Origin of the sequence: Nocardia sp. NPDC088792, assembly GCF_044750615.1 — a bacterium.
Taxonomy (GTDB): Bacteria; Actinomycetota; Actinomycetes; order Mycobacteriales; family Mycobacteriaceae; genus Nocardia.
In genome coordinates, this window is record NZ_JBIVKC010000005.1 from 423,484 (window position 1) to 447,786 (window position 24,303).

24 protein-coding genes are annotated in these 24,303 nt (G+C 67.4%); 13 read left to right on the forward strand and 11 right to left on the reverse strand.

Features of this window, described 5'->3' with window-relative positions; genetic code table 11:
* Positions 1-310 precede the first annotated feature (310 nt).
* Positions 311-1,945 carry a GMC family oxidoreductase gene (locus ACIP5Y_RS34125; protein ID WP_400356496.1) on the reverse strand — a complete coding sequence of 545 codons (1,635 nt, stop codon included), beginning with the start codon at positions 1,943-1,945 and terminating at the stop codon, positions 311-313.
* 213 nt (positions 1,946-2,158) lie between these two features.
* Between ACIP5Y_RS34125 and ACIP5Y_RS34130 the strand changes: the two genes are divergently transcribed.
* Positions 2,159-3,391 (forward strand): cytochrome P450, encoded by a 1,233-nt coding sequence (locus ACIP5Y_RS34130; protein ID WP_400356498.1) that lies wholly within the window; start codon positions 2,159-2,161, stop codon positions 3,389-3,391.
* A gap of 45 nt (positions 3,392-3,436) precedes the next feature.
* Entirely contained in the window at positions 3,437-3,931 is a 495-nt protein-coding gene (locus ACIP5Y_RS34135; RefSeq protein WP_400356500.1) for a glutathione peroxidase, read from the forward strand.
* A gap of 7 nt (positions 3,932-3,938) precedes the next feature.
* Here ACIP5Y_RS34135 and ACIP5Y_RS34140 read toward each other — a convergent pair whose 3' ends face one another.
* Both ACIP5Y_RS34140 and ACIP5Y_RS34145 read right to left on the reverse strand, forming a co-directional pair.
* A complete protein-coding gene (locus ACIP5Y_RS34140) occupies positions 3,939-5,297 on the reverse strand; it encodes a cytochrome P450 (protein ID WP_400356501.1) in 1,359 nt (452 codons plus the stop codon).
* A gap of 94 nt (positions 5,298-5,391) precedes the next feature.
* Positions 5,392-5,955, reverse strand: coding sequence for a TetR/AcrR family transcriptional regulator (locus tag ACIP5Y_RS34145; RefSeq protein WP_400356933.1), 564 nt, complete (start codon positions 5,953-5,955; stop codon positions 5,392-5,394).
* Positions 5,956-6,073: 118 nt separating this feature from the next.
* Between ACIP5Y_RS34145 and ACIP5Y_RS34150 the strand changes: the two genes are divergently transcribed.
* Together ACIP5Y_RS34150 and ACIP5Y_RS34155 are read left to right on the forward strand one after the other, a co-directional pair.
* Complete coding sequence (locus tag ACIP5Y_RS34150) at positions 6,074-6,445, forward strand: hypothetical protein (protein WP_400356503.1); 372 nt, start codon at positions 6,074-6,076, stop codon at positions 6,443-6,445.
* Between the two features lie 113 nt (positions 6,446-6,558).
* Complete coding sequence (locus ACIP5Y_RS34155; RefSeq protein WP_400356505.1) at positions 6,559-7,302, forward strand: short-chain dehydrogenase/reductase; 744 nt, start codon at positions 6,559-6,561, stop codon at positions 7,300-7,302.
* A 68-nt stretch (positions 7,303-7,370) separates the two neighbouring features.
* Here ACIP5Y_RS34155 and ACIP5Y_RS34160 read toward each other — a convergent pair whose 3' ends face one another.
* The 6 genes from ACIP5Y_RS34160 to ACIP5Y_RS34185 are packed head-to-tail and all read right to left on the reverse strand — an operon-like array spanning position 7,371 to position 13,193.
* Entirely contained in the window at positions 7,371-8,228 is an 858-nt protein-coding gene (locus tag ACIP5Y_RS34160) for an LLM class F420-dependent oxidoreductase (RefSeq protein ID WP_400356506.1), read from the reverse strand.
* Positions 8,229-8,243: 15 nt separating this feature from the next.
* Positions 8,244-9,713 (reverse strand): FAD-dependent oxidoreductase, encoded by a 1,470-nt coding sequence (locus ACIP5Y_RS34165; protein ID WP_400356508.1) that lies wholly within the window; start codon positions 9,711-9,713, stop codon positions 8,244-8,246.
* A 13-nt stretch (positions 9,714-9,726) separates the two neighbouring features.
* Positions 9,727-10,086: a carboxymuconolactone decarboxylase family protein gene (locus ACIP5Y_RS34170; protein WP_400356509.1), complete on the reverse strand. Its 360-nt coding sequence runs from the start codon at positions 10,084-10,086 to the stop codon at positions 9,727-9,729.
* Positions 10,083-10,961 (reverse strand): NAD(P)-dependent oxidoreductase, encoded by an 879-nt coding sequence (locus ACIP5Y_RS34175; RefSeq protein ID WP_400356511.1) that lies wholly within the window; start codon positions 10,959-10,961, stop codon positions 10,083-10,085. The genes ACIP5Y_RS34170 and ACIP5Y_RS34175 overlap by 4 nt, the downstream gene beginning before the upstream one ends.
* The gene (locus tag ACIP5Y_RS34180) at positions 10,958-11,710 is read right to left on the reverse strand and encodes an SDR family oxidoreductase (protein WP_400356513.1); all 753 of its coding nucleotides are present in this window, start codon (positions 11,708-11,710) and stop codon (positions 10,958-10,960) included. The genes ACIP5Y_RS34175 and ACIP5Y_RS34180 overlap by 4 nt, the downstream gene beginning before the upstream one ends.
* A gap of 13 nt (positions 11,711-11,723) precedes the next feature.
* The gene (locus ACIP5Y_RS34185; protein WP_400356515.1) at positions 11,724-13,193 is read right to left on the reverse strand and encodes an aldehyde dehydrogenase; all 1,470 of its coding nucleotides are present in this window, start codon (positions 13,191-13,193) and stop codon (positions 11,724-11,726) included.
* Between the two features lie 234 nt (positions 13,194-13,427).
* On the opposite strand from ACIP5Y_RS34185, the gene ACIP5Y_RS34190 reads away from it, so the two are divergent.
* The 8 genes from ACIP5Y_RS34190 (at position 13,428) to ACIP5Y_RS34225 (ending at position 21,063) form a co-directional block, all read left to right on the forward strand.
* The gene (locus tag ACIP5Y_RS34190; protein ID WP_400356517.1) at positions 13,428-14,633 is read left to right on the forward strand and encodes a cytochrome P450; all 1,206 of its coding nucleotides are present in this window, start codon (positions 13,428-13,430) and stop codon (positions 14,631-14,633) included.
* Complete coding sequence (locus ACIP5Y_RS34195) at positions 14,633-15,460, forward strand: SDR family oxidoreductase (protein ID WP_400356519.1); 828 nt, start codon at positions 14,633-14,635, stop codon at positions 15,458-15,460. The genes ACIP5Y_RS34190 and ACIP5Y_RS34195 overlap by 1 nt, the downstream gene beginning before the upstream one ends.
* Positions 15,460-15,663, forward strand: a complete 204-nt coding sequence (locus tag ACIP5Y_RS34200) for a ferredoxin (protein WP_400356521.1) — start codon at positions 15,460-15,462, stop codon at positions 15,661-15,663. The genes ACIP5Y_RS34195 and ACIP5Y_RS34200 overlap by 1 nt, the downstream gene beginning before the upstream one ends.
* Before the next feature lie 10 nt (positions 15,664-15,673).
* Positions 15,674-16,222 (forward strand): nuclear transport factor 2 family protein, encoded by a 549-nt coding sequence (locus tag ACIP5Y_RS34205; protein ID WP_400356523.1) that lies wholly within the window; start codon positions 15,674-15,676, stop codon positions 16,220-16,222.
* Positions 16,216-17,523, forward strand: coding sequence for a hypothetical protein (locus ACIP5Y_RS34210; RefSeq protein ID WP_400356524.1), 1,308 nt, complete (start codon positions 16,216-16,218; stop codon positions 17,521-17,523). The genes ACIP5Y_RS34205 and ACIP5Y_RS34210 overlap by 7 nt, the downstream gene beginning before the upstream one ends.
* Before the next feature lie 86 nt (positions 17,524-17,609).
* Positions 17,610-18,320, forward strand: coding sequence for an acetoacetate decarboxylase family protein (locus ACIP5Y_RS34215; RefSeq protein WP_400356526.1), 711 nt, complete (start codon positions 17,610-17,612; stop codon positions 18,318-18,320).
* Positions 18,317-19,087, forward strand: coding sequence for an SDR family NAD(P)-dependent oxidoreductase (locus tag ACIP5Y_RS34220; RefSeq protein ID WP_400356528.1), 771 nt, complete (start codon positions 18,317-18,319; stop codon positions 19,085-19,087). Before ACIP5Y_RS34215 ends, ACIP5Y_RS34220 begins: the two co-directional genes overlap by 4 nt.
* A gap of 194 nt (positions 19,088-19,281) precedes the next feature.
* A complete protein-coding gene (locus tag ACIP5Y_RS34225; protein ID WP_400356530.1) occupies positions 19,282-21,063 on the forward strand; it encodes an ABC transporter ATP-binding protein in 1,782 nt (593 codons plus the stop codon).
* A gap of 65 nt (positions 21,064-21,128) precedes the next feature.
* Here ACIP5Y_RS34225 and ACIP5Y_RS34230 read toward each other — a convergent pair whose 3' ends face one another.
* Complete coding sequence (locus ACIP5Y_RS34230; protein ID WP_400356532.1) at positions 21,129-21,950, reverse strand: crotonase/enoyl-CoA hydratase family protein; 822 nt, start codon at positions 21,948-21,950, stop codon at positions 21,129-21,131.
* A gap of 137 nt (positions 21,951-22,087) precedes the next feature.
* Here ACIP5Y_RS34230 and ACIP5Y_RS34235 point away from each other — a divergent pair, with 137 nt between their 5' ends.
* Positions 22,088-23,716, forward strand: a complete 1,629-nt coding sequence (locus tag ACIP5Y_RS34235) for a succinic semialdehyde dehydrogenase (RefSeq protein WP_400356534.1) — start codon at positions 22,088-22,090, stop codon at positions 23,714-23,716.
* Positions 23,717-23,769: 53 nt separating this feature from the next.
* Here ACIP5Y_RS34235 and ACIP5Y_RS34240 read toward each other — a convergent pair whose 3' ends face one another.
* Positions 23,770-24,222: a YbhB/YbcL family Raf kinase inhibitor-like protein gene (locus ACIP5Y_RS34240; protein WP_400356536.1), complete on the reverse strand. Its 453-nt coding sequence runs from the start codon at positions 24,220-24,222 to the stop codon at positions 23,770-23,772.
* Between the last annotated feature and the right edge of the window lie 81 nt (positions 24,223-24,303).

Genomic DNA, 24,303 nt, shown 5'->3' on the forward strand with positions numbered 1-24,303 from the left:
GAGGTCTGCCCGGCGGACAGGCCGAGACTCTTCTCGTAACTGCTGGGTAGCGGGCCGATGAGATTCCAGGCCCAGAAGGTGAGCGCGAAGGCCAGGGGAGCGAGCGTCAAGTTTCTCGCATTCATCCCATTTTTCTAACAGACGCACTGGTAGAACGGATTGCGCGACGCGTATCAGGGGGATAAAGAAAACCGCCCCGAGCCGGTTGCATCGGCTCGGGGCGGTTCCGGGTCAGCGGTGGTCGTATCCGCTGACCCGGCGGTGCACGGAAGGCTAGGGAAGTGCGTCGTGCACCGCGGTCTCGATGGGGCTATTCCCCGATGAACTCCACGGCCTTCTCGCCGATCATGTAGCTCGGCGCGTTGGTGTTGCCGCCGGTGATGCTGGGCATGATCGAGGCGTCCACGACACGCAGGCCTTCGATGCCCCGCACCTTCAGGGTCGGGTCGACCACGGCGCGTTCGTCCACGCCCATGCGGCAGGTGCCGACCGGGTGGTAGATGGAGTGCACGCGGTTGGGCAGTTCCCGCCGCAGCGCGGTTTCGTCGCTGTAATCCGTTCCGGGGAAGAAGTTCTCGACCACATCGCCGGCAATGCTCTTGTGCGACATCACGTCCCGGATCATTCTGATGCCCTCGACCAGGAACTCGGTGTCCCACGGATCGGTCAGGTAGCCCGGGTCGATGAGCGGCGACGCGAACGGATCCGCCGACGCCAGCTTCAGTTCGCCGCGGCTCTTCGGGTAGATGAGGCTGGGCATGATGGTGAGCGCGGCCCGCCGGTCCACCATGTGCATCTTGTCCTCGTCCTGGTTGGGAGTCGGGTAGCTCCACGGCAGGGTGTGGATCTGCATGTCCGGGTGTGCGCCCTCGGAGAACTTGGTCTTGACGAAGCCCGCGGCCTCGAAGACCGTGCGCCCCATCCAGGAGCTGCCCGGGTTGCGCAGCTCGCGCATGATGCCGCGCGCGAAGTAGGTCGGAATGCCGCGGTGGATGGCCTTTTTCGACACGAAGGTCATGGGCACGAAGAGGTGGTCGTGCAGGTTCTGCCCGACCGGCAGATCCGCCTTCACCTCGATGCCGAGCTCGCGCAGGTGCGCGGCCGGGCCGATGCCGGAGAGCATGAGCAGCTGCGGGGACCCGATGACGCCGCCGGAGACGATGACTTCCTTGGCCGCGCGGACGACCCGGCGGGCACCGTTCTTTTCGGCGATCTCGACGCCCGTGGCGCGGCCGTTCTCGATGACCACGCGGGTGGCGTGCACGTGCGTCAGCACGGTGAGGTTCGAGTTCGGCATATCGGTGATGTAGCCGCGAGAAGAGCTGTAGCGCAGACCGTTCCGGACGCTCTGCTGGAAGATCGAGATGCCTTCCTGCGATTCGCCGTTGTAGTCCTCGATGATCGGCGTGCCGAGGGTCTCGGACGCGGCGACCATGAACTCCTGGGTGATCGGGGTCAGGTCCTGCTGCCGGGTGACCTCGATGGGGCCGCCGGTGGCGCGGTAGTCGTTCGCGCCGTCCTGCCAATTCTCCAGGCGCTTGTAGGCGGGCAGGATCTCGTCGTAGCTCCAGCCCTTGTTGCCCTCGGCGGCCCAGGAGTCGAAGTTGGCGCGGTTGCCGCGCACGAAGAGCATGCCGTTGACGGAGCTGGAGCCGCCGAGCACCTTGCCGCGCGTCATGGGGATCTCGCGGTCGTTGGCGTGCTTCTGCGGGATCGAGAACTGCTTCCAGGTCACGCGCTTCTTCAGCTGCGGGACGGTGTGGACCATCGTGATCATGCCGGGGCTGGTGACGAGCCGGGTGTCGTCCTTGCGCCCGGCCTCCAGGAGGATCACGCTCGCACCCCGCTCGGCCAGTCGGCCGGCCACGATGGCGCCGGCGCTACCGGCGCCCACGACGACGTAATCGGCTTCGGTTGCGTCCGCGGAGTGCGGAGAAGCGGTCATGTCAGTACCTCATCCTCGAGTGTGCCTGCGATCACTGTAGAACAAGTTCTAGTCTGTGAACACATTCGGCGCTCCGCTCGGGGCCGAGACCCACGTCAGAGCTGCTAAACGATCTTGATGAAACGCTGAACAGCCGCCGTCGCGCATGGTTCAATCGACGTGAAACACGTTCCAAAACCGAGATCATAGTGGCAACATGCCCGAGGAGGAACAGTGTCTGTTCCGTCACTGCCGGCAGGGTTCGACCTGACCGATCCCGCCCTCTGGGCAGATCACAGTCCGACCGAAGAATTCGCGGCGCTGCGCCGCACGGCGCCCGTCTGGTGGAACGCGCAGACCCCCGAACAGGCCGCGCCGTTCAGCGACGGCGGCTACTGGGCGATCACCCGGCACGAGGACGTCAAGGAGATCTCCCGCAAGCCGGAACTCTGGTCCTCCCACACCAACGGCTCCATCATCCGGATGCCCATCGACTCCACGCCCGAGCAGATCGAGCTGAGCCGCGATGCGCTACTGGTGAACATGGACCCACCCAAGCACACCAAGATCCGGCGCATCGTCGCCAAGGGCTTCACCCCGCGCGCCGTCGAAGGACTGCGGCAGGCGCTCACCGAACGCGCCGCCGCCATCGTCGCGGAGGCGAAGGACAGCGGCAGCGGGGATTTCGTATCCCAGGTGGCGTGCGAACTTCCGCTGCAGGCCATCGCCGAACTGCTCGGCGTGCCGCAGCAGGATCGGCACAAGCTCTTCACCTGGTCCAATCAACTGCTCAACTACGACGATCCGGAATTCGCGGGCGCGAACATGCAGGCCAATGCCGAATTGCTCGGCTACGCCTACACCATGGCCGAACAGCGCCGCGCCTGCCCGGCCGCCGATATCGTCACCCAGCTGGTCACCGCCGACGTCGACGGTGAGGCGCTGGGTTCCGACGAATTCGGGTTCTTCGTCATCCTGCTTTCCGTAGCAGGCAACGAGACCACGCGAAATGCCATCTCGCACGGCATGAAAGCGTTCGTGGACAATCCGGACCAGTGGGAGCTGTACAAGGAGAAGCGGCCGCACACCGCACCCGACGAGATCGTGCGCTGGGCGACCCCGGTGACCGCCTTCCAGCGCACCGCCACCGGCGATACCGAACTCGGCGGGCAGCAGATCCGCAAAGGTGACCGGGTCGGATTGTTCTACAGCTCCGCCAATTTCGACGAGACGGTGTTCGACGATCCGTTCGCCTTCGATGTGCTGCGCGATCCGAATCCGCACGTGGGCTTCGGCGGCACCGGCACCCACTTCTGTGTCGGCGCGAATCTGGCGCGACTGGAAATCGACCTCATGTTCAATGCCATCGCCGACGCCATGCCGGAACTGCACGAGGTCGCGCCGCCCGAACGGCTGCGGCACGGCTGGATCAACGGCATCAAACACTGGCAGGTGCGTTACTCCTGAACCGGCCGCCGGACGGACCCGATACCCGAACTCGTTCTACTATTCGTGCTTGTGACCAACCTTCGCGAAATTCCGTTGCGCACGCTGACCGACGAGCCCACCACGCTGACCCAGCTGGCCGGCGACAAGGTCGTGCTGCTGGTCAATGTCGCCTCCAAATGCGGCCTGACCCCGCAGTACACCGGCCTCGTGGAACTCCAGCAGACCTACGGGCCCAAGGGCTTCACCGTGGTCGGGTTCCCGTGCAACCAGTTCATGGGCCAGGAGCCCGGTTCGGCCGAGGAGATCGCCGAATTCTGCGCCGCCACCTACGGCGTCGACTTCCCGCTGCTGGAGAAGGACGACGTGAACGGTGCGGACCGGCACCCGATCTATGAGGAGCTCACCAAGGTCGCCGACGCCGCGGGCGAGACCGGGGACATCCAGTGGAACTTCGAGAAGTTCCTCATCGGCCGCGACGGCGCCGTGCTGGGCCGCTTCCGGCCGCGCACCGAGCCCAAGGACCCGGCCGTGACCGGGGCCATCGAAGCCGCGCTCTGAGCGGCGATCAGGACGGCCGGGCGCGGCGGCGGTAACGCACCGCGCACGGCTGTTCCAGCTGCACGACCATCTTCGAGTGGTCGTTGCGGTAGGTGTCCGACGGCTGCGCGAGTTCGAACTCCCAGTCGCGCAACAAGATCGAGAATATGGCCTTCAACTGCATGAGCGCGAACTGCGCGCCCACGCAGCGATGTCGCCCGGCCCCGAACGGAATCCAGGTCCAGCGGTTGGCCAGATCCTCCTGATTCGGGTCGAGGTAGCGGGCCGGATCGAAGTGGTCCGCGTTCGGGAAATCCTGCGGAATGCGGTTGGAGACAGCGGGACTCACCGCCACCAGATCGCCCGGATCGATGCGGCGATCGCAGACCTCGAACTCCGCGCGCGCCACCCGCATGAGAATGATGAGCGGCGGATGCAGGCGCAGCACCTCTTTCAGCACCGCCTCCAGCCGCGGAATCTGCCGCAGCGCATGGAAACTCACGTCCGCGCCGTCGGCGTACAGCTCGTCCAATTCGGTGACGACGCGTCGCAGCACCTCGGGATTCCGCAGTAGTTCGATAATGGTCCAGGCCGCGGTGCCCGACGTGGTGTGGTGGCCCGCGAACATCATCGAAATGAAGATGCCGGTGACCTCGCTGGCCGAGAACCGCGGATTGCCCCGTTCATCCCGCACGGACACCAGCACGTCCAGCATGTCCCGATCGTCCTTGCCCTGCGGCGGATTCGCCATCCGCCCGGCCATGATGTGGCGGACCAGTTTCACCAGCTGCCAGCGCGCCTCGTCGCGGCGGCGGAAACTCTCGATATCGGCATTCGGGTCGACGTAGCAGTAGGCGTCCGTCCCGCGTTCCAGCTCGTGATAGAGCTGCGCGAACCGGCCGTCCAATTCATTGCGGAACTTCACGCCGATCAAGCACGCCGACGACGTGTAAATGGTGAGTTCCGCGAAGAATTCGAGCAGATCGATCTCGCCCGCGTCGCCCCAGCGTGCGAGCATGCCGTCGACTTCGCGGGCGATGGTGGTGGCGTGTCCGCGCATCTGTTCCGCGCGCAGGGCGGTGTTGTGCAGCATTTCCTTGCGCCGCTCCGGCGGCGCGTCGAAGACCACGCCCTCGCCGAAGATCGGTTTCATGAACGGGTAGGCCGCCGCTTGATCCAGCTCGTCATCGCTTGCGCGGAAGAAGAATTCGTTCGCCCGCGCGCCGCTGAGCAGGATGACATCCCGCCCCGCCAGCCGGAACGAGCCGATGTCCCCGCACTCCGCGCGCACGCGCGCCATGAGGGCGATCGGGTCCGTCCGGAACTCCTCCAAATGCCCGTGCTCATGCTCGCCGCCCGACACCAGCTGTGGCTTGACCAGGGCCATCGGAAACCTCCCGCACCGGAGTGGACACCTGTCTGGACGGTACTACGGGTTGGATTGCACGGCAAGGGAATCCAGGGGACTCACCCCGTCGGATTCAGTCCTTCAGGACCCGCAGCGCGGACTTCTCCAGCAGCTCGGCGATCTCCGCATACGAGGCGTAACCCATGCCCGCCCGCACCAGCGCGCCGGCGTAGAGCAGTTCCAGATGATCGACGATCTCCGGATCCGCGTCCGCGCCCGAGGCATCCATGAGTCGCTTGCGGATCTCACTGCCGATTCGATAGCGCAGATGGGCCACATCGGGATCGGTGCCGAGCAGCGCGCTGGTCACGGCCCCCGCCAGCGCGGGTTCGTCGGCCACCAGCATGGCAATCTGCCGTAGCACCGCGAGCACTCGCGTGGTGCTGTCCGAATCCTCGTCGGCGGGTGGGGGAGTGGCGGCCAGTCGCCGCCAGAACATCTCCGCGACCAGATGCTCCTTGGAGGAGAAATAGGTATAGGCGGTGGCCGTGCCGACGCCCGCGGCGGCCGCCACCATGCGGACGGTGAGGCCCGCGAAGCCTTCCCGCGAGAGCACTTCCATCGCCGCCCGGGTGAGCCGGTCGACGGTGTCGGCCTGCTTCTCGGTGAGGCGGCGACGCGTGGCCTCCAGGTTCACCACCGAGCGGGCAGGGACGGAATCAGACACGTGTCCGGATGCTACTATGACTCGGCCCTACGGGCAATCGCACCCGGCTCGACCTGCATGAATGCCTCGGGCCCAGAAAGGTATTCGAATGGCCGCCGCCGACCCCGCAGCGCTGTCGCCGGACGAGGCGCGTGCTCTCGAAGAGGCCGTGCGCAGCTACGCGGGCACGGGCCCCGCCCTCACCATCACGCCGGGATTGCCCGCGCCGGACCCGCGAACCTGGCGCACGCCACTGCGTCTCCTGACCCTCGCCCCGCCCGCCACCGAGGCCGAGGCGGACCGCGCCTACGACGACTGGGTGCACTGGATCGCCGGCGGCGGCCTGCTGGCCCTGTCCGGCGTCTCGCCCGGTACCCCGGCCCAGCATCTCTACCGCCGGGCCCTGGCCACCGGCAAGTTCCGCGACCTCCCAGCGCCCGGCGCCCTTCGCATCCTGCACCGCACCGCGGCATGTAATTGACTCCCACCGAGCGCAAACCGATCACCCGGTATCGAATTGGGGGTGCCGGGTGTTGCCCGGAAGGCTCGAACACCGAAAACCCGGCACGAGCTACCGAATTCGAAAGGACTGACATGGATCTGGGGCTCGCGGGACGCACCGCCCTCATCACCGGCGCATCGGCCGGCATCGGCGCGGCCGTCGCGGAATCGCTTGCCGCCGAGGGCGTCCACCTCCACCTGGCCGCCCGCGGCAAGGAACGCCTCGACGAGGTCGCCGCCCGCCTGACCGCGACCTACTCGGTAACCGTGTCCACCCACCCCGTGGACCTGCGCGACGGCGCCGAACTACAGCGCCTGGCCGACTCGGCTACCCCGGACATCCTGGTCAACAATGCCGGCGACATCCCCGCGGGCACCCTGGAATCCATCGACGAAGCCACCTGGCGCCGCGCCTGGGACCTGAAGGTCTTCGGCTACATCGACCTCACCCGCTCCGTCTACGCCGGCATGAAGGACCGCGGCCGAGGTGTGATCGTCAATATCATCGGCTCCGCCGGCGAACGCCCCAAGGCCGGCTACATAGCCGGCGGCTCAGGCAACGCCGCCTTGATGGCCTTCACCCGAGCCCTGGGCGGCCAGAGCTGGCGCGACGGCATCCGCGTCCTCGGCATCAACCCCGGCCCGGTAGCCACCGAACGCTTCACCACCCTCCTCGAAACCAACGAAGACTTCCGCACCCTGGCCGCCGACTTCCCCTTCGCCCGCCCCGCCCACCCCGGCGAAATCGCCGACGCGGCAACCTTCCTCGCCTCCGACCGCTCCGCCTACACCACCGGCACCATCATCACCATCGACGGCGGCATCACCGCCTCCTGAGATCACACAGCTCCGCCCACGCGGCGAGCTCATTTGCCGCGTGGGCGGAGTCGCGAATCGGTTTCCGGTCAGTCGGGGAGGCCGAGGGGGCGGAGTTTGGTTGCCAGGCGGTCCAGGTAGGCGAGGACTTCGGGTTCGGGCTTGTCGGGGAGGCCGTAGAGGACGTCGGTGACGCCGGCTTCGGACCAGTGGGCGAGGCGTTCCGGGTCGGGGCGGAAGTCGAGGGCGACTACGCGGGGGTTGCCCTCGCGGCCGGCTTCCTGCCAGATCTTGAGGAGTAGCGCCGTGGATTCGTCGATGCCGGTGTCCTGGGGAGTGGTGATCCAGCCGTCCGCCGATTGGGCTATCCAGCGGAAGGTGCGTTCGGTGCCGCCTGCGCCGATGAGCAGCGGTATGTGGGATTGGACCGGTTTGGGCCAGGCCCAGCTGGGGCCGAAGGAGACGAAATCGCCGGAGTAGGAGGCTTCTTCCTCGGTCCAGAGGGCCCGCATGGCCTCGACGTATTCGCGGAGGGCGGTGCGGCGGCGTTTGCCGGGGATGCCGTGGTCGGCGAGTTCGTCGGTGTTCCAGCCGAATCCGGCGCCCAGGGTGACGCGGCCGCCGGACAGGTGGTCGAGGGTGGCGATGGTTTTGGCGAGGGTGATGGGGTCGCTCTCGGTGGGGAGCGCTACCGCGGTGGACAATTCGATGCGGGACGTCACGGCCGCGGCGGTGCCCAGCGCGACCCAGGGGTCCAGGGTGCGCATGTAGCGGTCGTCCGGTAGCTCGGCGCTCTGGGTACCGGGATGCGCCGCTTCACGTTTCACCGGGATGTGGGTGTGCTCGGGGACGAAGAACGAGTGGAAGCCGCGGTCCTCGGCGGCCTTGGCGGCGGCCGCGGGCGTGATGCCGCGGTCGCTGGTGAAGAGGACGATGCCGAATCTCATGTGCGTCGGCTCCTTTCAGTTCTTGGCGGCGGCCACGCCCGCGCGGCGGCCGTAGAAGCTGCCGTCGCCGAGGGAACAACCGCTGGCGTAGCCGCCGGTGCAGATGCCGGAGGTGACCCGGCCCGCCGCGTAGAGGCCCGGAATCGGTTCGCCGTCGACGTGCAGGACCCGCGAATCCAGGTCGGTGCGCAGGCCGCCGAGGGTGAAGCCGCCGGTGTAGCCGCGCAGGTCGTAGGCGCCGAGCGGGCTGCCGATGGGCTTCACCCACTGCGGCTTCTTGTTCAGGTACGGGTCCTCGCCATTGGTGGCGTGGTGGTTGTAGAGGTCGATGGTGGACTGCAAAGTGTTGGCGGGCAGGCCCATTTCGGTTTCGAGCTCGGCGACGTTCTCGGCCACCCAGGTCGGCGCGATGCGCAGGAACGACATGGACGATCGCGTGGTGAACGCCTCCTCGAGGGCTTCCTCGTCGATGATCAGGTACGCCTGATTGTCCTGATCCTGCAGCACCGCCTGACCCATCCGGCCCGGATAGGTGTCCTCGGTGATGAACCGCTGTCCGCGCCCGTTCACCAGAATGCCGCGCACCACCACCTGCGGGTCCGCGACCAGCGCGACCTCGGTGGCGTCCATGTGCGCCAGATCCGCGCCAAGCGCCTGCGCCACCCGGATGCCGATACCGTCGTGCTCCTCGACCGTGGCGGCGGGCCGCCCGTGGATCTTGGGCGCGAACTGTTCCACCATTTCGTGCCGGTAGGCGAAGCTGCCGGTCGCCAGCACCACACCGCGCTCGGCGCGCACGTTCACCGGCTTGCCGTACCGGGTGGCGGACACACCCACCACGCGACCGTCCTCGTCGATGATCAAGCGCCGCAGCCGAACATCGTATTCGTGCCGCACGCCCAGCTCGTCGGCCGTCTCGGCCAACGGCTCCATGAGCATGTAGCCGCCGCCCTTCTCGCCCAGCTTCTTGTCCTTGGTCCAGGCGAGATGCCCGCGTGGCGCCGGGTCTGCGATGGCGTTGAAGGGTGCGGCGTTCTCGCCGCCGGAGTACATCAGGCCCTGGTCGGCCGGCGGCTCGTAGCCGGGCTCGCCCCAGAACTCCTCCTTGAACGGAACACCCTGGGCGACAAGCCAATCGAAGTGTTCGACACTGCCCTGGCAGTAGTCGTGGATCTTGTCCTTGTCCACGCCCGGGCCGAGTGCGGCGGTGAGGAACTTCTCCATGTTCTCGGGAGTGTCCTCGAAGCCCAGCTTGCGCTGCAGGGCGGTCCCGCCACCGAGGTAGATGAACCCGCCGGACATGGCGGCCGCGCCGCCCCAGCCGCCGGTGCGTTCCAGTACCAGCACATCGGCGCCCGCGCGGCGGGCCTCGATGGCGGCGCACGCGCCGGCGATGCCGTATCCGACGACGACCACATCGGCCTCGTAGTCCCAGGATTCGACCTGGCTGGCGGGAAGCGGTCGTACGGTGACGGTTTCGGCCATTGCTTCGAATTCCTTACTTCTTGTTCTTGGATAAGACTTTTCGGATGGCGCCGTCGAGTTTGGTGGCGGACGGCCAGCCCACGTAGTGGGCGAGGAAGACCGCGATCTCCCGCAACTGCCCGGCATCGAGTTCGCCATTGCGCAGGGCCGCGCCGACCTGGATCTCCGCGATCTCGGCATTGCCCTGCGCGGTGATCGCGCCGAGCAGCAGCAGCCGCCGGTCGCGCAGGCTGAGCCCGGGGCGATTCCAGATATCGGCGAAGAGATGATCGACGGTGACCTCGAAGAACGGATCACCTTGGAGGTCCGGCAGATCGAAGCCGTACACCTCGCTCATCTTTTTCAGCCCGCGCTCGCGCCGCTCATCCGTCATGACTGCTCCTTTGCGATATCGCCCGGCCCGACCCCGAGCCCATCACCCAGTCCGTGCAGGGCGAGCCGGGCCAGCGGCAGCTCGACCTCCAGGCGATCGCCCAGCTCGAGGGCGAGGGCGAGATCCTTCTCGCCGAGATTGCGAACATGGGTGAGGATGGGCAGCCAGAAGTCGCCCTCCTCGATGGCGGCGGTGGTCTTGCGCAACATGATCGCCCCGGGACCGCCGGTGTGCGAGTCCGAATGCCGGACCACCTTGGCAAGCTCGGTGATATCGAGCCCGGCGGCCGCGGCCAGCCGCTGCGCCTCGGCCGCGGCGTTGAAGGCGACGAAGTGGATCAGGTTGCGGGCCAGCTTCATTCGCGTCCCGGCACCGACCTCGCCCGCGTGCACGACCAGGGAAGCGAAGGTCGAGAACGGTTCCCGCACGGCCTCGAACGCCACCGGGCTGCCGCCCACCATCACGGCCAGCGCACCCTTCTGCGCCGCGGGCGCACCGCCGCTGATCGGGGCATCCACGAATTCCACAGCGTGCCCGGCACATTCGGCGGCCAGCTCGGTGGCCGTGGTATCGGCGATGGTGGAGTGCACCGCGATCACCGTGCCCGGCTTCGCGGTCCGCAGGATCCCGTCCGGCCCGCTCACCACGGCCCGCACCTGCTCGTCGTTCACCACGACGATCGATACGACGCCGCACCGCTCGGCCAGTTCCGCCGGAGATCCGGCGGCGGTCGCCCCGGCCGTGGTGAACGGTTGCAGGGCCGCCTCGCGGGTATCGCACACCCCCAGGCCGCCCGGCCATTCCAGTAACCGCTTGGCCATGGGCGCACCCATATTGCCCAAGCCGATGAAACCAACGGACATCGAGTCGCTCATGGGCGGAATACCTGCCCGCCGTCCACGTTCAGCACTTGCCCGGTAACCCATTTCGAATCGTCGGAGAGCAGGTACAGGCAGGCCCCGACCAGGTCGTCCGGCGTGCCCAGCCGCTTGATGGCCAGCTGCTGGAGCATGAGATCGACGATATTGCCGGGCACCACGGTCCGGGTGGCCTCGGTATCGATCGGCCCCGGCGCAATGGCATTGATACGGATATTGGAGCCGCCCAGTTCCCGCGCCAATTGCTGGGTGAGGCTGTTGATTCCGGCCTTGGCCAGCCCATAGAACCCGGAGTACATCCACGCGGCGGTGGAGGACTGGTTCACGATCGACCCGCCGCCCCGCTCGACCATGGGCTGCCACACCGCGCGCGTCATATTGAGCGCGCCGTCGAGGTTCACGCCCATGAACTTCTTGTAGTAGTCCCACGGCACGGTGAGCAGGATGTCGAGCTTCATCGCCCCGTAGATGGCGGCATTGTTGACCAGGTGGTCGATGCCGCCGAATTCGGCGACCGTGAATTCGGCCAGGGCGGTGGCGGATTCGGGATCGGCGACATCGACCTCGCGGAAGACGGCGATGCCGCCGTCCGCGGTGATCTGCTTGGCGACCGCCTCACCCTTCTCCGAGTTCAGGTCGGCGACCACGACTTTCGCGCCCTCGGCGGCGAGGGCGCGGGCGTAGCCCTCCCCGATGCCCTGGGCCGCTCCGGTGACTATGGCGGATTTATCCGTGAATCGTGCCATCTCGTGCACTCCTTCAGACGACGGTCGCGATGAGCTTGGTCTCGGTGTATTCCTCGAATCCGGCGACACCCATTTCCCGTCCGATCCCGGATTGCTTGTAACCGCCGAACGGCGCGTCCGCGGAGTACCAGATGCCGCCGTTCACGCTGAGGGTGCCGGTGCGCACGCCCGCCACCACGCGGCGAATGCGCTCGGTATCGCGGCCCCACACGGATCCGGACAGGCCGTAGGGCGAGTCGTTGGCGAGGCGGACGGCATCGTCGTCGCCGTCGTGCGGGATGATGACCAGGACCGGCCCGAAGATCTCCTCCTGCGCGGCGGTCGCCGAGTTCGAAAGTCCCGCAATGAGAGTCGGCTCGATGAACCAGCCACCGGTCCCGGCGCGGCGGCCGCCGGTCACGATGGTGCCGCCCTCGTCCCGGGCGGACTTCAGGTAGCGCTCGACACGAGCCAGCTGACGTTCGGAAATCAAGGGGCCGCACACGGTTCCGGGCTGGTTCGGGTCGCCCGGCTTGATGCTCGACATGGTCGCGGCGGCGGATTCCACTGCGGCGTCGTAGTGTTCGCGCGGCACCAGCAGCCGCGTGGTGATGGCGCAGCCCTGCCCGGCATGCACGCAGACACCGAACGCCGCATAGCTGACGGCGGCCTTCAGATCGGCATCGTCCAGCACGATGAACGCCGATTTGCCACCCAGCTCCAGGAACACCTTCTTCAAAGACGCTGCCGCGGCGGCCATCACGACCCGTCCCGTCTGCGTGGACCCGGTGAACGAGATCATGTCCACCCGCGGATCGGTGACCAGTTGCGCGCCCACGCCGTGATCGTCGGAGGTGACGATATTGACCGCACCGGCCGGAATGTCGGTCTCCTCGGCAATGATCCGGCCCACGACCGCCGCGCACCAGGGGGTATCGGGTGCGGGTTTGAGCACCACCGTGGCGCCCGCCGCCAGCGCCGGTCCGAGCTTGGCGAAGTTGATCTGGTGCGGGAAGTTCCACGGCGTGAGCGCGCCGACCACCCCGACGGCTTCGCGGCGCAGCGTGCGCCCGGTGCGGATGCCCATGGGCTCGGCGACACCGAGATCGGTTTCCCACGAATAGTTCTCGGCGAGGTCGGCGAAGTATCCGAGATCCCCGATGGGCCCCTCGAGCTGCGGTCCGCGGGTGAGCATGCGGGGCGCGCCGGCCTCGGCGATGGTGATCTCGCGCAGTTCCTCGAGGTGCCCGCGCAACGCATCGCGCAGCTGCCGCAGGCAGTTCGCGCGGAAGGCCGGATCGCGGGACCAGCCGGTGTCGTCGAAGGCGGTGCGGGCGGCGGCGATGGCCGCGTCCATATCCGCGTGACCGGCATTGGCCACGTGGCCGAGTGCCTGTCCGGTTGCCGGGTCGGAGGTGGTGAACACGCCGCGCTCGCCGGGCGTCAGCTTGCCGCCGATCAATAGGGACGTGCCGCTGTCGGGGATGAGATTGCTCGGGCTCATCGGTAGCTCCCATGCTGTCCGGACACGTGTACGGACTATAAGTTCGTGGCTCGGAAACACGCAAGAACATGTTTCAGTTTGCCGGTCATGGCCGTGCCGAATGGCCGGATTCCATTGTCAGCTCAGCCGCCCGCTAGTACCGTACAGACACGTGTCCAGCTATGTGTCCTCATTGGCCGGACGGCGTTCCTCAGCGCCGATGAACGCGTTATCGAAAACGAGGTGCCCCAGACGATGACCGCAGCCTCCCTCGAACCCCTGCTGTTCGATCCCTACGACTACCGGATGCACGAGGACCCCTACCCCGTGTACGAGCGCCTGCGCACCGAAGCGCCGCTCTATCACAACCCCGGACTCGACTTCTGGGCCTTGTCCCGGCACGCCGATGTGGCCGCCGGATTCCGCGACGCCGAACGGCTCTCCAGCGCCAACGGCGTCTCCCTGGACCCCGCCGCCTGGGGTCCGCACGCGCACCGGACCATGTCCTTCCTGGCCATGGACGACCCCCGCCACGTACGCCTGCGCAAACTCGTCTACCAGGGCTTCACGCCCCGCCGCGTCACCGAGATGAGCGACCGCATCCGGCAGATCACCCGGCAATACCTCGAACCCGCCCTGGCGCGCGGCGAATTCGACTGGATCGACGATCTCGCGGGCCAGGTGCCCATGGACGTCATCTCCGAACTGCTGGGCGTCCCCGAAGCCGACCGCGCGGAACTGCGGCGGCTCGCCGACCTGCTGCTGCACCGCGAGGAAGGCGTCCTCGACGTTCCCGTGCCGGCCATGGAAGCCGCGCTGCAGCTGTACCGGTACTACTCCGAGATGATCGCCGACCGGCGCAAGCACCGCACCGGGGACCTCACTTCCGCGCTGCTGGACGCGGAAGCCGACGGCGATCACCTCACCGAAGACGAGATCCTCGGCTTCATGTTCCTCATGGTGGTCGCCGGCAACGAGACCACCACCAAACTGCTCGGCAATGCGCTGTACTGGGCCGGCCGCAACCCCGCCCAGTACGCCCGGGTCACCGCGCACCCCGAACTCGTCGACGACTGGGTGGAGGAGACGCTGCGCTACGACGCTTCCAGCCAGATCCTCGCGCGCACCGCCGCCATCGACCTCGAGTACTACGGCCGCACCATCCCCGCGGGCTCGAAGGTGCTGCTGCTCATCGGCTCCGCCAATCGCGACGCCGCCGCCTTCACCGAGCCGGATCGCTACGACATCGAACGACCCGACAAGGGCGGGCACATCAGCTTCGGCAAGGGCGTGCACTTCTGCCTGGGCGCCCACCTCGCGCGGCTGGAAGCGGGAATCGTGCTGCGCGAGTTCGCCGATCGCGTCGGCCGCTACGAGATCCCGGACACCGGAATCGAACGCGTGCATTCGGTGAACGTGCGCGGCTTCGCGAAACTGCCCGTGCGAGTGGAGGTCCGGTAATGCCACGCTTCGCGCCACATCCCGCGCGGCGGCCCGCACTGATCGCGGGCGCGTCCTCCGGTATCGGGGCCGCCACCGCCGTCGCCCTCGCCGAACTCGGGCATCCGGTCGCCCTCGGCGCGCGCCGGGTCGACGTCTGCGAGACCCTCGCCGAGAAGATCCGCGCCGAAGGGGGAGAAGCCTTCGCGCACCGGCTCGACGTCACGGACACCGCGTCGGTCGACGAATTCGTCACCGCCGCCGAAAAGGCCCTCGGCCCTGCGGAAATCGTGGTATCCGGCGCGGGCGATCTGGAATTCGGCCGGGGCTGGGAAATGGACCCCGACGTCTTCGACTCCCAGGTGCGCGTGCACCTCGTCGGCGCGCAGCGGCTCGCGCACCGGGTACTGCCCGGCATGCTCGACCGGCAGCGCGGCGACTTCGTGGTCATCGGCTCGGACTGCGCCGACCATGTGCGGCCCGGCGCCGGCGCCTACAACGCCGCCAAATCCGGCGTCGAGGCTTTCGCTACCCAGCTGCGGATGGAGTTGGAGGGCAGCGGAATCCGCTCCTCCATCGTGCGTCCGGGGCAGACCCTCACCGGGATGGGCATGCAGGCCACGCCCGAGGTGGTCGGGCCGCTGCTGGCGGACTGGGTGAAATGGGGTTTCGCCCGGCACCCGTACATGCTGCGCGCCTCCGATATCGCCGCCGCCGTCGCCGCGGTGGTGTCGACCCCGCGCGGCGCGCACCTCGTACTCGTCGAAGTGCAGCCGGAAGCGCCACTGCGGCAGCGGGATCCCGCGCCGTCGAATGATACCGATCCGAAGGACCACGGAGGTTCCTGATGCGTCTCGTCGTCGACCTCGATCTCTGCCAGGGGCACGCGGTCTGCCAGGACGAGGCCCCGGAACTCTTCCACGTGCCCAAGGCCGGCCAGGTCGAGATCCTGCGCGCCGACCCCGGCCCCGATCTCGCGGCGGCCCGCGCCGCCGTCCGCTACTGCCCCACCCAAGCCCTGTCACTGGTGGAAGACAGTTCCGCCGACTAGAGGAGCCCCCATGTCCTGGTCCCGTGACGAACTCGACGAGATGATCCGCCGCTGGGTGGACGAGAACAAGGAATGCGAAGCCCAGGGCGACTGGAAACCCTTGGCGCACTTCTACACCGAGGACGCCACCTACGGGTGGAACTACGGCCCGCAACAGGAATTCATGGCCGTCGGCCGCGACGAGATCCGCGATATCGCGCTCGGACAGGAAATGTTCGGGCTGGAGGGCTGGACCTACCCGTACCAGGAATTCGTGGTCGACGAACGCAGCGGCAGCGTCATCGGACTCTGGAAGCAGATCAACGAGAAACAACGCGCCGACGGCCGCCCCTACAGCCCGGAAGGCATCGGCGGCAGCTGGTTCCGCTACGCGGGCGACTACCGATGGTCCTGGCAGCGCGACTTCTTCGACTTCGGCAATGTGTCGGCGCTTTTCGTGGAGATGATCACCACGAACGCACTCTCGCCCGGTATGCAGAAACGGATCGAACGGTCGGTGTCCGGGGGACCGCTGCCGGGCTGGTACCCGGTCGGGCAGGGGCCGGTCCCGCTGTGGTGAACAGTCGATACGCGGCACTGTCCCGCAGCGAACTGGCGGTGCTGGTGCCCGAACTGCTGCTGTGCGGGCACCTCATCGACCGCTCCGGAATGGCCCACGCCCTCGGCGCTTTCGGGCGCGCGGGCATGACCGAGGTCGCCATCGAGGAATGGCGGCTCGCCAGCCCGATCTACACCCGGCGCATGCGCCGCGCCCTCGGCATCACCGGTGACGGCGTGGACACCATCTTCAAGGGCTTCCAGCTGGATATCGGTGCGCCACCGCAATTCATGGACTTCCGCTTCCTGGTCCGCGACCACGACTACGGCGAATTCCACCTGGATCACTGCGGCGCGCTGGCCGACGTGGAACCCATGGGGGAGGACTTCGTGGTCGGCATGTGCCATCACATCGAGGACCCCACTTTCGACGCGACTGCCCTCGCGACCAATCCGCATGCGCGGGTACGGCCCGTGCACCGGCCGCCGCGGGTGCCCGCCGACCGGACGCCGGTGTGCGCGTGGACCGTCACCATCGATCCGGGTCACGAACCGCCACCCCCGATCGCCGATGCCGAACTGGTGGCCGGGACGCACGCGGCCGGAATCGCGCTCACCGCCATCGATCCGGAAGATCCCGGGCAGCACGAGTATTCGGGCCCGCTGCTGAGCGATCTGCGTTTCGGCGATTTCTCCCGGTCGGCGCTCATCCGCATCGCCGACGAGGTGTGCCTGCAGCATCACCTGCTGACCCTCGGCTTCCGGACCGCCGTCGAGGCCCGCACCGATCCGGAGCGGGCGCTGGATATCGTGCGCAAGCAGTTCACCGGTATCGCCGGACTCACCGCTGAACGCATCCGTCTCGCACTGGGACTCGGCGATGACGCCGCCGCCCTCGCCAAGGTGCTGCGCCTGCACCCCGCCTTCAATCCCGCCGCCTATGTGGACGCCGAGGTATCCACCGAGACGACCGGCGGCGAGCAGACCGTGGAACTGCGCCTCGGCCGCGCCTGCGGCGCCGTCGACGACGGGGCCTGGGCCGCACTGCTGGTGGAACCCGGCAACCTCGCACCACTGGATGCCATGGTGCGCGGGGTGAATCCGCACTACCGCACCGCCGTCCGGGCGGTGAGCGACTGCTCGCTCACGGTCGAGATCACGCGCGCCGACACTCCGTTCCGCGAAGCCCCCGAGGTTGCCATCACCCGCTTCAGCAGCGGCGCGGGCTTCACCTTCACCGATCGCGGCACTCCGCTCCCGCTCATCCAAGCCCCTGCGCGGAGGCCCGTGAACCCGACCATGAGGTGCGATAACTCGTTATGACAAAACCGGCCGAGCCCGCTCCCGGTCACCGGGACGACTGGGCGAAACCCCTGACGGATCCTGCTGGAACCTGTTCTAATTCGAATATGGCAGAGGCGCACTCCGTACTCGGCGAACAAGTCCGGATGCCGGTCGAAATTCGCCACGCCGACGCATGCTCGGCACTGTTCCTCACCGACGCACGAGCCGCCGGCGCACTCCTCACCGGCACCGGACTCGAGCCCTTCACCCTGCTGGGCCGGGCCGTGCTCTCCCTCGCCTTCGTGCGCTACGTCGACGGCGACCTCGGGCCCTACCACGAATTCGCCTTCTCCCTGATGGCGAAACAGGCGGGACGCAAGGGCAGTACCGGCGCCTACATCCACTGGCTGCCGGTGAACCAGAGCTTCACCTGCGAAGCGGGGCAATCGATCTGGGGCTTCCCCAAACTCATGGCCGACATCGACATCACACCGGTGCGCGGCGGCCACCGCTGCGAGGTCCGCGAAGACGGGAAACTCGTGCTCGCACTGCGGATCTCGAACGGCATACCCATGCCCGGCGGCGCGGGCGGCGCCTCCATCGACGCCTACACCCACCGCAACGGCATCCTCCGGCGCACCCCGTGGGTGATGAACCCCGCCCAGGTGAGCGGACGACCCGGCGGCGCGCACATCGAACTCGGCGACCACCCCGTCTCCGACCGGCTGCGCGCCCTCGGCCTGCCCAAACCCGCACTCTTCTCCAGCCGTATCGGCGCACTGCGCATGACTTTCGACGACGCCGCCACGGTGTTGCAGACCCGGGAGGTCAGATGACCCAGACAGCATTGGTAACCGGAGCCGCCAGCGGCATGGGCCGCATCGTGGCCCAGCGGCTCGCCGCCGCCGGCTGGCAGGTCGCCGCCGTCGACCTCAACCCCGACGGACTCGCCGAGACCGCGCAGCGCTCACCGAACATGCACACCTACGTCTGCGACGTCTCCGATACCGACCAGGTCTTCGCGGTCGTCGACAAGGTGCGCGCCGAACTCGGCACCATCGAGCGGCTGGTGCACGCCGCCGGCATGTGCCACGTGCACGCCACCGCACTGGATCACGATGTGCGCCAGATCAAGAAGATGATGGACGTCAACTACATCGGCACCGTCAACTTCTGCCAGGCCGTCATCCCCGCCATGAAGAAGACCGGCCGCGGCACCGTCGTGCTCTTCGCCTCCGTCGCCGGCTGGCTGCCCTCACCGGGCATGGCCGGCTACTCCGCCTCCAAGCACGCGGTCATCGGGTTCGTCGACAGTCTTTCCTACGAACTCGACGACACCGGCGTGCGACTGGTCGCACTCTGCCCGCCCATGGTCGAGACGCCCTTCCTCGCCAAGGTGCGCGAAGAGAACGAATCCGTGCTCGCCGGCGCCAAGGGCATGACCCCCGAAGGCGTCATCGACGCGCTGGAGCAGGCGCTCGCCAAATCCAAGACGCCGCTGTTCGTCTTCCCCGGCCAGGCCCGGCCCGGCTACCTCATGCGGCGCTTCCTGCCGGGCGTCGCGCGCGCCATCGTCAAGCGGACGGTCAAACCGGCCGACTGACCCGAACGTGGGTGCCGGGCCAGTGCTCCGATCGGCATCCGCTGCCGGCGCTGGGTGATCGGGGCTCTGCGATCACCCAGCGCCGAAAACCGGGCCCCGAAACCGGCGCCTCGAAAATCAGTGGCGCGAAACACCGTCCACCAGGAACGATGAGCCATCTGTACTGCTCGAACACCTGATTCGAGAGGGGATGGATGAGTTCGCGCACCTCCGCCGTGACGCTGGTTCTGCGCTATTACGGCCGGGAGCTGGCCCGGCGGAAGATGATCACGATCCCGGCCATGCTCGGGCCGGCGCTCGGCAATATGTGTCAGCTGTACATCGCGCCACTGCTGGTCGCGATGGTCATCGGTAAGGTCGCCGCCACCGGCGACTCGTCGTTCCGGACGCTCGCACCGTACGTGCTGGGCTTCGCCGGACTGCTGATGCTCTCGGAAATACTGTGGCGCATAGGGATTCACTTCCTCAACCGGCTCGACGGATACGGCATCGAGCACCTCTACAACGTCGCCATGGACGAACTCCTCGCCAAGGACTCGGCGTTCTTCCACAACAACTTCGCGGGCTCGCTCACCAAACGAGCCCTCAGCTTCGCCACCCGCTTCGAGGAATTCGCCGACACCCTCGCCTTCGAGATCGTCGCCGCGCTGGTGCCGCTGACCTTCGCCTCCGTGGTGCTGTGGCGTTTCGACCCGATGCTGGTGATCGTGCTGCTCGGGTTGATCGCCCTCGCGGGATGCGTTGTCACGCCACTGATCCGGCGCCGGCAATCCCTGGTGGCCGAACGCGAGGCCGCCATCGCCCGGGTCTCCGGGCACGTCGCCGACACCCTCTCCAATATGCCGGTGGTGCGGGCCTTCGCCGCCGAACCATTGGAACTGGCCGAACACCGGCGGCGGGTGGCGGATCAGCGGCGCGTCTCGCTGCGCTCCTGGGACTACAACAATCTCCGGATCGACACCGCCGTCATGCCGTTGATGGTGATCGTCAATGTGGCCGGACTGCTCATCGCGCTCGGGCTCCGCGGCGGGCACGCCGGCGTCGAGGTGATCATGGTGACCTTCACCTACTACTGGAACGCCACCGGCATCATGTTCCGGTTCAACCAGATCTACCGGCGACTGGAGAGTTCCACCACCGAGGCGGCACAGTTCACCGAACTGCTGCTGGAATCGCCCACCGTGCTCGACCGTGACGAGCCGGAACCCTTGCGGCCCAAGGACAGCGGTATCCACTTCGACAAGGTGCAGTTCGCGCACCCGGGCGCCGCACCGCTGTTCCGGGGACTCGAACTGGATATCCCGGCCGGCGCCAGGATCGGGCTGGTCGGCCGCTCCGGCGGTGGCAAGAGCACGCTCACCCAGCTGCTGCTGCGCATGATGGACATCGACGGCGGCGCGATCCGCATAGGCGGCCAGGACATCTCGCGACTACGGCAGGCCGACCTGCGCGGTCTGCTCTCCTACGTCCCGCAGGACCCGGCCATGTTCCACCGCACCCTGCGCGACAACATCCGCTTCGCCCGGCCCGACGCCACCGACGAAGCAGTCCGGCGCGCCGCCGAGGCCGCCCACGTCACCGAATTCTCCGACGACCTACCGGAAGGCATGGACACCCTGCTCGGCGAACGCGGCGTGAAACTGTCCGGCGGCCAACGTCAGCGCGTCGCCCTGGCCCGCGCCATCCTCCGCGACGCGCCCATCCTGCTGCTCGACGAGGCCACCAGCGCCCTCGACTCCGAAAGCGAAATGCTTGTGCAGCAGGCCCTCTGGGAGCTCATGGAGGGACGCACGGCCATGGTCGTCGCACACCGCCTGAGCACGGTCGCCGGCATGGACCGGCTGGTCGTCCTCGACCGCGGCCGGATCGTGGAACAGGGCACGCACGACGAGTTGCTCGATGCCGAAGGCGCCTACGCGCAACTGTGGCGGCGTCAATCGGGCGGCTTCCTCGGTGAAGAAGTAGCCGCGCGCTGACGGCCGGCAGGACCGCTGCCGCTGATCGGGGTGTGGGGGTGTAAACCCTCACACCCCCGATCTCTTTACTTCCCTTGGAAGTTCGGCTTCCGCTTCTCGGCGAAGGCGCGAGGGCCCTCCTTCGCGTCTTGGCTGAGGAAGACGGGCAGACCGACCTTGGCATCGATCTTGAAGGCTTCTTCCTCGTGCAGGCCCTCGGTGTCCCGCATGACCTTCAGGATCGCCTGAACCGCAAGCGGCCCATTGTTATTGATGATCTCGGCGAGTTCGAGCGCCTTGTCCAGCGCCGTCCCGTCCGGCACCACGTGCCCGATCAGGCCGAACTGCAACGCCTCGGCGGCGGTGATGTGCCGGCCGGTCAGCAGCAGCTCGGCGGCAATGGTGTACGGGATCTGGCGGGGGAGCCGCACCGCGGACCCACCCATCGGGAACAAACTCCACTTCGCCTCGGAGATACCGAATTTCGCGCTCTCACCGGCGACGCGAATATCCGTGCCCTGCAAGATCTCGGTCCCACCGGCAATGGCCGGCCCCTCCACCGCCGCAATGAGCGGCTTGGTGAGGCGACGCCCCTTCAGCAGCCCCGGGATCCGTGAAGGATCGAACGGGCTGCCCTCCTTCATGTTCTCGCCCGGGTTCTGCTTGTTCATGTTCTTCAGATCCGCGCCCGCGCAGAACGCGCCGCCCGCACCGGTCAGGATGCAGGTGCGGATCTCCGGATCGTTGTCGACCGTGTCCCACGCGTCGGTCATGATGGCGAGCATCTCGCCGGTGAGGGCGTTCTTGGCCTTGGGCCGGTTCATGGTGACGATCAGCGTGCCGCCGCGCTTCTCGACCAGGGCATGCGGCTCGGTGTTGCTACTCGTTTCAGCAGTCGCTGCGGTCATCGCCGACCTTTCCTTCCACGTGGCCAATCCTGGATCCGGGGACGAAACTACCCCGCACCGTTGTCCTGAACAATAACGTGTTCTAGTTTGGAACATGGTGACCGCCGTCACGGGCGGCAAGTAGTGGAGAGAGCGCCATGAGCACAACGGAGACGCAGAGCGGCTCGGAAGCCGGGACCTCGGGCCTGAACAAGGCCCAGCTCCCGCCGGGCATCACGGAATCGATGATCGACCGGCTCACCGGCATGGTGGTCGCGGGCAAGGCCGGTGAGAAGCGCGAACCCTTCGACATGATCGAGGTCTACACCGGCGACCTCATCGGGCAGCTCCCGCAGTCCTCGCCCGAGGACGTGGTCGCCGCGGTCCGGACCGCTCGCGCCGCCCAGCAGGAATGGGCCTCCCGCTCGCTGCACGACCGGCTCGCCGTCTTCGAACGGGCACACGAGCTCATCCTCTCCGAAATCGAGACCATCGCGACGCTGATTCAGCTCGGCTGCGGCAAGACCCGCCGCATGGCCATCGAAGAAGCCTGCGACACCCCGATGGTCATCGCCCACTACCTCAAGACCGCCGAGAAGACGCTCAAGCCCAAGAAGCGCAGCGGGCCCATGCCGATCATCACCTCCTCCACCGAGGAACACCGGCCCAAGGGCGTCGTCGCGGTCATCGCGCCCTGGAACTTCCCGTTCGCCATCGCCATGTCCGACTCCACCCCGGCGCTCATGGCCGGCAACGGCGTGGTCATGAAGCCGGACAACAAGACCGCACTCTGCACCCTCTACGGCATCGAACTGCTGCACCAGGCGGGCATGCCGCGCGGACTCGTCCAGGTCGTATGCGGCAGCGGACCGGACGTCGGGCCCACCCTCATCGACAATGTCGAGTTCGTCATGTTCACCGGCTCCACCGCCACCGGCCGCCGCATCGGCGAGCAGGCCGGCCGCAACCTCATCGGCTGCAGCCTGGAACTCGGCGGCAAGAACCCGATGATCGTGCTCGACGACGCCAACCTCGACGAGGCCATCCCGTCGGCCACCTTCGCCGTCTTCGGCAATACCGGCCAGGCCTGTATGCACATCGAACGCATCTACGTGCACGAGCGCATTCACGACCAGTTCGTACGCCGATTCGTCACTGCCGCAGAGGAACTGGGCTCCAAGATCGGCGCCGGCTACGACTTCGAACCCGAATTCGGTTCGCTGGTATCGGTCGATCAGCTGCAACGCGTCGCCGCCCACGTGGACGAGGCCCGTGAGAAGGGCGCCACCGTCCTCACCGGCGGCAAGCCGCGCCCCGATATCGGCCCCGCCTTCTACGAACCGACCGTCCTGACCGGCGTCACCCCCGACATGGCGCACGCCACCATGGAAACCTTCGGCCCGGTCGTCACCATCTACAAGTTCACCACCGACGACGAGGCCGTCGACCTCGCCAACGCCACCACCTACGGCCTCAATGCCAGCGTGTGGGCCGGAAACCTGGACCGCGCACGCAAACTCGCCGAACGCATCGAAGCCGGCAGCGTCAATATCAACGACGGCTTCGTCACCACCTACGCAGCCAAGGGCACCCCCTCCGGCGGCATCAAACAGTCCGGCGTCGGCACCCGCCACGGCGCCGCCGGCCTGCTCAAGTACACCGACACCATCAATATCGGCGTGCAGAAGAAGCAGATCATGGCCGCCCGCTCCGGCATGCCCTACGAGAAACAGCTCAAATCCACCCTGGTCACCCTGCGCCTCATGCGCCGCCTGCACCTGGGCTGAAAACCTTTACACGACAAAGGGTCCCGGTCGGCCGGGACCCTTCGCCGTGCTGATCAGGGACGCTGGGCGACCAAGGTCAGGTGCGCCACCCCGATGATGTGCGAGCCCATGGAGAACGCCGCTACGGTCGGGGTGGTCGCCGCGGGCAGGCCCAGCGATGGGGTATCCAGGGCCAGGACCGAGATCTGGTAGTGGTGCGGGCCGTCACCGGACGGCGGGCACGGGCCCACATAGTTCGGGATGCCCGCGTCGTTCAGGCCTGCGATGCCTGCCGCGCCGGCGGTGAAAGCCGTTGCGGTGGCGGGAATATCCCAGTTCATCCAGTGCCAGAAGCCTGCGCCGGACGGCGCATCCGGATCGAACATGGTGACGGCGAAGCTCTTCGCGGCGGCGGGTGCGCCCGACCACTGCAGGTGCGGAGCATGGTTGGCGGCGGTGCAGCCGAACGCATTCGCGTAGAAGTCGGCGGGGAAGGTGCGATCGGATGTCTCATCCGGTGAGGTCACGGTGAACTGTGTGGCCGTCGCGGGGATGTTCGAGCGGACCCGCACCGACGGCACGGCCGTGGCGGTCGCGGACGTCGTGGC

What these genes read in the sequence shown, in the direction of transcription:
- ACIP5Y_RS34190 (WP_400356517.1), top strand. Translation starts at nt 13,428, where the DNA reads ATGACCGCAGCCTCCCTCGAACCCCTGCTGTTCGATCCCTACGACTAC.
- ACIP5Y_RS34205 (WP_400356523.1), top strand. Translation starts at nt 15,674, where the DNA reads ATGTCCTGGTCCCGTGACGAACTCGACGAGATGATCCGCCGCTGGGTG.
- ACIP5Y_RS34170 (WP_400356509.1), bottom strand. Translation starts at nt 10,086, where the DNA reads ATGACGGATGAGCGGCGCGAGCGCGGGCTGAAAAAGATGAGCGAGGTG.
- ACIP5Y_RS34215 (WP_400356526.1), top strand. Translation starts at nt 17,610, where the DNA reads ATGGCAGAGGCGCACTCCGTACTCGGCGAACAAGTCCGGATGCCGGTC.
- ACIP5Y_RS34220 (WP_400356528.1), top strand. Translation starts at nt 18,317, where the DNA reads ATGACCCAGACAGCATTGGTAACCGGAGCCGCCAGCGGCATGGGCCGC.
- ACIP5Y_RS34125 (WP_400356496.1), bottom strand. Translation starts at nt 1,945, where the DNA reads ATGACCGCTTCTCCGCACTCCGCGGACGCAACCGAAGCCGATTACGTC.
- ACIP5Y_RS34150 (WP_400356503.1), top strand. Translation starts at nt 6,074, where the DNA reads ATGGCCGCCGCCGACCCCGCAGCGCTGTCGCCGGACGAGGCGCGTGCT.
- ACIP5Y_RS34155 (WP_400356505.1), top strand. Translation starts at nt 6,559, where the DNA reads ATGGATCTGGGGCTCGCGGGACGCACCGCCCTCATCACCGGCGCATCG.
- ACIP5Y_RS34175 (WP_400356511.1), bottom strand. Translation starts at nt 10,961, where the DNA reads ATGAGCGACTCGATGTCCGTTGGTTTCATCGGCTTGGGCAATATGGGT.
- ACIP5Y_RS34180 (WP_400356513.1), bottom strand. Translation starts at nt 11,710, where the DNA reads ATGGCACGATTCACGGATAAATCCGCCATAGTCACCGGAGCGGCCCAG.
- ACIP5Y_RS34195 (WP_400356519.1), top strand. Translation starts at nt 14,633, where the DNA reads ATGCCACGCTTCGCGCCACATCCCGCGCGGCGGCCCGCACTGATCGCG.
- ACIP5Y_RS34140 (WP_400356501.1), bottom strand. Translation starts at nt 5,297, where the DNA reads ATGGCCCTGGTCAAGCCACAGCTGGTGTCGGGCGGCGAGCATGAGCAC.
- ACIP5Y_RS34230 (WP_400356532.1), bottom strand. Translation starts at nt 21,950, where the DNA reads ATGACCGCAGCGACTGCTGAAACGAGTAGCAACACCGAGCCGCATGCC.
- ACIP5Y_RS34165 (WP_400356508.1), bottom strand. Translation starts at nt 9,713, where the DNA reads ATGGCCGAAACCGTCACCGTACGACCGCTTCCCGCCAGCCAGGTCGAA.
- ACIP5Y_RS34235 (WP_400356534.1), top strand. Translation starts at nt 22,088, where the DNA reads ATGAGCACAACGGAGACGCAGAGCGGCTCGGAAGCCGGGACCTCGGGC.
- ACIP5Y_RS34225 (WP_400356530.1), top strand. Translation starts at nt 19,282, where the DNA reads ATGAGTTCGCGCACCTCCGCCGTGACGCTGGTTCTGCGCTATTACGGC.
- ACIP5Y_RS34160 (WP_400356506.1), bottom strand. Translation starts at nt 8,228, where the DNA reads ATGAGATTCGGCATCGTCCTCTTCACCAGCGACCGCGGCATCACGCCC.
- ACIP5Y_RS34200 (WP_400356521.1), top strand. Translation starts at nt 15,460, where the DNA reads ATGCGTCTCGTCGTCGACCTCGATCTCTGCCAGGGGCACGCGGTCTGC.
- ACIP5Y_RS34185 (WP_400356515.1), bottom strand. Translation starts at nt 13,193, where the DNA reads ATGAGCCCGAGCAATCTCATCCCCGACAGCGGCACGTCCCTATTGATC.